Origin of the sequence: Frankia nepalensis, assembly GCF_016786325.1 — a bacterium.
Taxonomy (GTDB): domain Bacteria; phylum Actinomycetota; class Actinomycetes; order Frankiales; family Frankiaceae; genus Pseudofrankia; species Pseudofrankia nepalensis.
On sequence record NZ_JADWYU010000111.1, the window covers coordinates 38,041 to 44,970 of the forward strand.

The 6,930-nt window shown below is 74.1% G+C and carries 3 protein-coding genes; all 3 read right to left on the reverse strand.

The window, feature by feature from the left end:
- Positions 1-47: 47 nt before the first annotated feature.
- The 3 genes from I6A81_RS14000 to I6A81_RS14010 all read right to left on the reverse strand — a co-directional run bounded on the left by I6A81_RS14000 (position 48) and on the right by I6A81_RS14010 (position 6,133).
- The gene (locus I6A81_RS14000; RefSeq protein ID WP_203000860.1) at positions 48-818 is read right to left on the reverse strand and encodes a response regulator; all 771 of its coding nucleotides are present in this window, start codon (positions 816-818) and stop codon (positions 48-50) included.
- Complete coding sequence (locus tag I6A81_RS14005; protein ID WP_238438319.1) at positions 815-3,781, reverse strand: sensor histidine kinase; 2,967 nt, start codon at positions 3,779-3,781, stop codon at positions 815-817. The genes I6A81_RS14000 and I6A81_RS14005 overlap by 4 nt, the downstream gene beginning before the upstream one ends.
- A gap of 354 nt (positions 3,782-4,135) precedes the next feature.
- Positions 4,136-6,133, reverse strand: a complete 1,998-nt coding sequence (locus tag I6A81_RS14010) for an APC family permease (RefSeq protein WP_203007977.1) — start codon at positions 6,131-6,133, stop codon at positions 4,136-4,138.
- Between the last annotated feature and the right edge of the window lie 797 nt (positions 6,134-6,930).

The following is a 6,930-nucleotide window of genomic DNA, read 5'->3' on the forward strand; positions in this document are numbered from 1 at the left end:
CAAAGTCGACGCGGCGACGGGGGCGGCGGGTTGGTCGGCGCCGGAGGTCAGGGCTGGAAGCGGTAGCCCATGCCGGGTTCGGTCAGCAGGTGGCGGGGCCGGGAGGGGTCGTCCTCCAGCTTCTGGCGCAGCCGGTTCAGGTAGGTGCGCAGGTAGTGGGTCTCGGTCTCGTAGTTGGCGCCCCAGACCTCGGTGAGCAGCTGGCGCTGGCTGACGAGCTTGCCCGGGTGGCTGAGCAGCACCCGCAGCAGGCCCCACTCGGTCTTCGTCAGGTGGATCTCCTCGCCCGGCTCGCCCGACTGGTCCGGCTCGGCCGGCTGGTCCGGCGGCGCCGGGTAGCCGTCCCCGGCCGCCGGGCCGGCGGTGTCGGTGAGGGGCGCGGGGGCACGGGTGGCGCGGTGGGCGGCGAGGTCGACCGTGACGCGGCCGAGGCGGACGACCGGGCTGGCCGCCTGCTCGCCGGTGCGGCGGGCGACGGCGCGCAGCCGGGCGAGCAACTCGTCGATGCCGAACGGCTTGGTGATGTAGTCGTCGGCGCCGGCGTCGAGGGCGCCGACCTTGTCGCGGCTCTCGGCCCGGCCGGAGAGCACCACGATGGGCACCCTGGTCCAGCCGCGCAGACCCTGGATGACCTCGACGCCGTCCAGGTCCGGCAGGCCGAGGTCGAGGATCACGATGTCCGGCCGGGTCGCCGCGGCGGCGGTCAGCGCGCCCGCCCCGGTGTCGGCGACGACGACCTCGTAGCCCCGCGCCCGCAGGTTGATGCGCATCGCCCGCAGGATCTGCGGCTCGTCGTCGACGATCAGCACCTTGGTCATCGAGGGTCCTCCGGCCCGTCGGCGCTCCGTGGGCCCGCGGCTCGGCCGTTTGGCGGGGCGTCGTTACCGAGTGATATCCCGCCGGCGGCGCCGCTACCGTCGGCTTCCGGCCCTTCCTGGCCGCCGTCCGGCGGGGGCGGCCCGGTCGCCGGACCGGCGGCCTCCTGGCCGGGCGTGGCCGCGTCCCGCTGGTGGGCGGGCAGGTCGATGACCATCGTCAGGCCGCCGCCGGGGGTGTCCTCGGGGGTGAGCGTGCCGTCCATCGCCTCGATGAGGCCCCGGGAGAGCGCGAGGCCGAGGCCCGTCCCGGCGGTGTTGTCCCGGTCGCCGAGCCGCTGGAACGGCTGGAAGATCGCGTCCCGGTCGGCCTGGGGCACGCCGGGGCCGTGGTCGATGACCCGGATCTGGACGCGGCCGCCCAGCGCGCTCGTGGTGACCAGCGGCGGCGACTTCGCGGGCGAGAACCGGATCGCGTTCGCGACCACGTTGGCGACGACCCGCTCCAGCAGCACCGGGTCCGCGCGCACCGCGGGGACGTCGGGCTCCGCGCCCGCCTGGCCGGCCAGCCAGCCGGGCTCCCGGCCGGCCTCCTCGCCGGGCTCCTGATCGGCTTCCTGGCCGGCTTCCTGGCCGGCGGCCCCGCCGCCGATCCGGACCCCGGTCGCGTCCGGGCCGAGGCCGTCGAGCGCGAGCGCGACGACGTCCTCGACGTGGACCGCCCGCGGGAACACCGACAGCACGCCGGCCTGCAGCCGGCTCATGTCCAGCAGGTTCTCCACCAGCCTCGTCAGCCGGTCCAGCGACTCGTCGGCGGTGGCGACCAGCTCGGCCCGCTCCTCGGCCGACCAGGTGACGTCCCGCGCGCGCAGCCCCGTGACGGCCGCCTTCGCGGCGGCCAGCGGCGCGCGCAGGTCGTGGCTGACGGCCCTGAGCAGCGCCGACCGCACCCGGTCCACCTCGGCGAGCGGCCTGACGGAGGCCGCCTGTTCGGACAGCCGATGGCGCTCGGCGGCGGCCGTCGCCTGCGCGGCGAAGGCGGCCAGCAGCCGCCGGTCCTCGGCCCGCACCGGCCGCCCGCGCAGGACGAGCGTGAACCGGGGGCCCGCCGGCACCTCGACGTCGCCCTCGGACGGCCGGGCGCACGGCCGCGTCCCGACCGCGGCGACCACCTCCCAGCGCTCCCGCCCGGGCACCGCCGGGGCGGCCGGCGTCGCGGGCGTCGCGGGCGCGGCCGGCTCAACCCTGGCGCGCGCGGCGCCGGCCGCGGCGGGCGGTGGGGCGGGTGGCGCGGCGGCCTCCTCGCCGGGGGAGAGCGCCTCCAGCAGCGTCACCGACGTCATCCCGAAGCCCTCGCGGACGCGTTCCAGGATCGCGGGCAGCGGATGCTCGCTGGCCAGCACCGTGCCGGCCAGCGTGGCCAGCGTCTCGGCCTCGGCGCTGGCCTTGGCGGCCTGGGCGGAGCGCCGGCGGGCCAGGTCGACGACCCGGCTGACGGCCACGGCGATCGCGACGAACGCGACCAGGGCGAACGTGTTGTTGTGCTCGGCGATCGTCCATCGGTGGATCGGCGCCGTGAAGAAGTAGTTGAGCAACAGCGACGCGGCGACCGCCGTCGCCAGCGCGGGCCAGATCCCGCCGACCAGCGCGACCGCGACGACGACGAGCAGGTACAGCAGCGTGTCGCTGGTCAGGTTCAGCGTCGTCCGGTTCGCGACCGCCAGCGCCGTGAGCGCGGCCAGCGCGACCGCCGCGACCGCGAACCCGGTCAGCCGCCGGCCGAGCGGGAGCCCGCCGCGGCCGGCGCGGCCGCCAGGGCCGCCGCCGGGGCCGGTCGCGCGGCCCTCCCCGCCGCGGGCGCTCGACTCCTCGTGGGTGACGAGATGGACGTCGATCGAGCCGGAGCGGGCGGTCGTCGTCACGCCGACGCCGCGGCTGAACAGCTGCGCGAACCGGCCGCGCCGGCTCGCGCCGAGGACGAGCTGGGTGGCGTTCTCCGCGCGGGCGAAGTCGAGCAGCGCCGCCGGGACGTCGTCGCCGAGGACCAGGTGGTAGGTGCCGCCGAGGCTTTCGATGAGGGCGCGCTGGCGGGCCAGCGCCGCCGGGTCCGCGCCGCTGACCAGCCCGTCCGGGCGGCTGACGTGCACGGCCAGCAGGTCGCCCCCGCCGTGGCGCGCCACGATCCGGGCCGCGCGGCGGATCAGCGTGTCGCCCTCCGGCCCGCCGGTGAGCGCGACGACGACCCGCTCCCTGGCCTCCCAGGTGGCGGTGATGCCGTGCGCCGCCCGGTAGCGGTCGAGCTGCTCCTCGACCTTGCCCGCGACCCAGAGCAGCGCCAGCTCGCGCAGCGCGGTCAGGTTGCCGACCCGGAAGTAGTTCGCCAGCGCCGCGTCGACCTTGTCGGCGGCGTAGACGTTGCCGTGCGCCATCCGCCGGCGCAGCGCCTCGGGGGCCATGTCCACGACCTCGACCTGGTCCGCGGCCCGGACGACCGCGTCCGGGATCGTCTCGCGCTGCGGCACCCCGGTGATCGTCGTGACGACGTCGTTCATCGACTCGAGGTGCTGGATGTTGAGGGTCGTGACCACGTCGACGCCGGCGTCGAGCAGTTCCTCGACGTCCTGCCACCGCTTGGCGTTGCGCGAGCCGGGAACGTTGGTGTGCGCGTACTCGTCGACGAGCGCGAGCGCCGGCGCGCGGGCCAGGACCGCGTCGACGTCCATCTCGGTGAACCGGGCGCCCCGGTGGAACAGGACCCGCCGGGGGACGATCTCGAAACCCTCGGTCAGCTCGGCGGTGAGCCGGCGCCCATGGGTCTCGACCAGCGCGATGACCGTGTCGGTGCCGCGCCCGGCCCGGCGGCAGCCCTCCGACAGCATCGCGTACGTCTTGCCAACCCCGGGCGCCGCGCCCAGGTAGATCCGCAACCGCCCGCGCCGCGCCCCTTCGGCGTTTTCCGTTGTCATCTGACCGCTCGTCTCGTCATGTTCGCTCTGTTGGGTGAAGCGGGTGGGTGAGGCGGGTGCCAGGCGTGGCGTGTCCCGTCAGCCGGCCGTGTCCCGTCAGCCGGCCGTGTCCCGTCGGCCGGCCGTGTCCCGTCGGCCGGCCGTTTCCCATTGGTTTCGAGGTCTGGCGTTGGCCGACCACGTGGGGCGATGGACATCGCTGGTGGCTGGCCGGTCCTGGGATCGGTCCCTGGGTTGTGGTGCCAGACGAGGGGGTTTTCGGCACCACAGCGTCTGGGATCATGGTCGAACTCCCCACAGGTCATGACCAGCCGCCCGTCGGGGCCGCCCCGCGCACCGGTCATGAGGTTCCCTCTAGCCGACGTGGACGGCGGGGCGCCGGGCCCGGTCCGGCTCGGCCTCGCGCAGCACCTCGCGGGTGATCGGCGCGACCTCCCCGACGCCGAAGACCAGGAAGCGCAGCAGGTTCGTGAACGGGTTGCCCTCCGTCCACTCGAAGTAGACATGTGGGCGCGCTCCGGTGAGGTCGCGCAGGTGCAGCAGCAGGGCGGCGATCGCGTTCGGGACCGACGTCGCGGTCAGCCGCAGCACGCGGTAGCCGTGCCGGTCGACGCCGGCGACGTCGAGCGCGCTCTCGAACTCGGACGCGTCGCTGATCGTCACCTCGACGAACAGCAACGGGTCGCCGGCCGGGATGTGCACGTCGCGGCGGACCTGTGCCTCCTTGTCCCGGTACTCGGCCGCGTCCCCGGTGTCCGGCTCGTTCGCGACCAGCCGCAGGTCGCCGCGGTGGCCGCCGGTCTCGTAGCCGGCGCGCCGGCTGAGCAGGGCGGCGTCGGCGATGAACCGGCGGGCCGTGTCGTCGAGCCGGACCTCGGTGACCCGCAGCTCGAACGCCCGTACGGCGCGGGAGACGAACGACACGAGCATGATCGCGAAGATGAAGATCGAGGCGATGATCAGGCCGTCGGGCCGTTCGATGACGTTGTCGACGGTCGTGTAGACGAAGATGGCGGTGATCAACCCGAAGATGACCATCCGTCGGGTGTGCCGGCGTCCCTCCTCATCCCGGCGCATGCCGGACAGGGTGACCGCGAGCGACGCCGACGTGATGAGGACGAGCACCCCGGTCGCGTAGGCCGCGCCCTGCTTGTCGACGCTGGCATCGAAGATCCAGGTGATGAGGAGGCCGACGGAGACGAAAACCAGGACGAGCGGACGGACCGCCCGCGCCCAGTGCGGGGCCATGCCGTAGCGGGGCAGGTAGCGCGGGACCAGGTTGAGCAGCCCGGCCATCGCCGACGCGCCCGCGAACCAGAGGATCAGGATGGTGCTCAGGTCGTAGACGGTGCCGAAGCCGTTGCCCAGCAGGTCGTGGGCCAAGTAGGCGAGCGCCCGGCCGTTGGCCGGCCCGCCCGGCTCGAACGCGTCCTCGGGAATCAGCCAGACCGAGGCGAGGCTGCTGCCCAGCAGGAACACGCTCATGATCAGTGCCGCGGTGGTGAGCAGCCGGCGGGCGTCGCGGATCCGGCCGAGCGGGCGTTCCTCGGTGTCCGTCGGGTCGCCCTTGATCAGTGGCATCACGGCGACGCCGGTCTCGAAGCCGGACAGGCCCAGCGCCAGCTTCGGGAAGATGATGAGCGCGACGCCGACGAGCAGGAACGGGTTCGGATGCTCGTTGACGAGGAGCTGGCGCCAGTCCTCGATGACGTGCGGCTCGCTCGCTACCTGCGCGAACGCGACGATGAGGATCGTCGCGTTCAACGACAGGTAGACCACGACGAGGACGACGGCGATGCCGACCGCCTCCGTGAAGCCGCGCAGGAACACCGCTCCCAGCAGCCCGACCAGCACCAGCGTGATGATCAGTGACTGGCCGTGCAGGAAGCCCGGCGTATAGGGGTTCTCGACGATGTGAGCCGTCGCGTCCGCCGCCGACAGCGTGATCGTGATGATGAAGTCCGTGGCGGCGAAGCCGAGCAGCGCGAGCACCAGCAGCTTGCCGGACCACCACGGCAGGAGGCGTTCCAGCATGGCGATCGAACCCTCGCCGTGCGGGCTTTCCCGCGCCACCCGCCGATACACCGGCAGCGCGCCGAACAGCGTGACCAGCACGAGCACCAGCGTCGCGATCGGGCTGACCATGCCGGCGGCGAGCACCGCGATGCCGGGCTGGTAGCCCAGGGTCGAGAAGTAGTCGACGCCGGTCAGGCACATGACCCGCCACCAGGAGTGCCGCCGGTGCTCCTCGGCCGGCTGGGCGTGCGGGCCCGCGTGCCGCCGCGACTGCTCCGACAGGCCCTGCAGCAGCCAGACCCGAAGGGCACGCCGACACTGGCCCGCGCGCGTCAGGTGCTCGACCGCCGCCGCGTCCTCGGGGGGAGCGGCCGGCGCCGCCCGGCCTTCCGGCGCGTCCGGCGGGTCACGGGGGTCCGGCCGGTCACGAGGGTCCGGCCGGTCGCGCGGGTCCGGCGGGTCGGGTGGGCCGTCCCCTTCCGGCGCGCGGTTCGTTTCCGGCGCGTCCTTGGGAGCACTCGGCCGCGCCGTCACGGATACCTCCGTCGCAAGTCCAACACCCTGGCCGAGCCTGGCCGGGCGTCCTGGACCGTTCCGTCTGATCCCGTGACCGCGGCCGTGTCACATCGTGGGGGCGCCAACAAGCGTCGGAGATCCTTCTTGACGCTTTGTTGACGCCCCCTACCCGGCCACATGCCGCTTACGCTCGCCGAGGCGCGCCGGCGTGTCCTGACGGCGCGCCGTCAGGACACGCCGCCCGCGCGTGCGGCGGCGCGCTCGTCCTGTCCGACGTCCCGGGGAACCGTGTCAGGCGCCAGAGCCACGACCGGCACCGTTTCGTGACCCTGGCGTCTGACAGAACGCCGGGGATCCCTCGGGGGGGGGCGCCACGACGCGGGAGCGGGGTGGCGGGGGGCGCCGCTCTGCCCTGGCCGTCGACCGGGCGGGTATTGCCCGCGGGCAGCTCCAGCCAGTGCCGGCCCCCGCCCTGTCCCGGCGCCGGTCATGATCGCCGTTTCTGCCCTCTGGGAGTTGTTGACAGGCGCTGTTCACGACTCTGGAACGGAAATGAACGTAACTATGGGCGCGCCAGAATGACCCCAGTGGCCCTTGCCCGCTCGGACGTGGGTGTG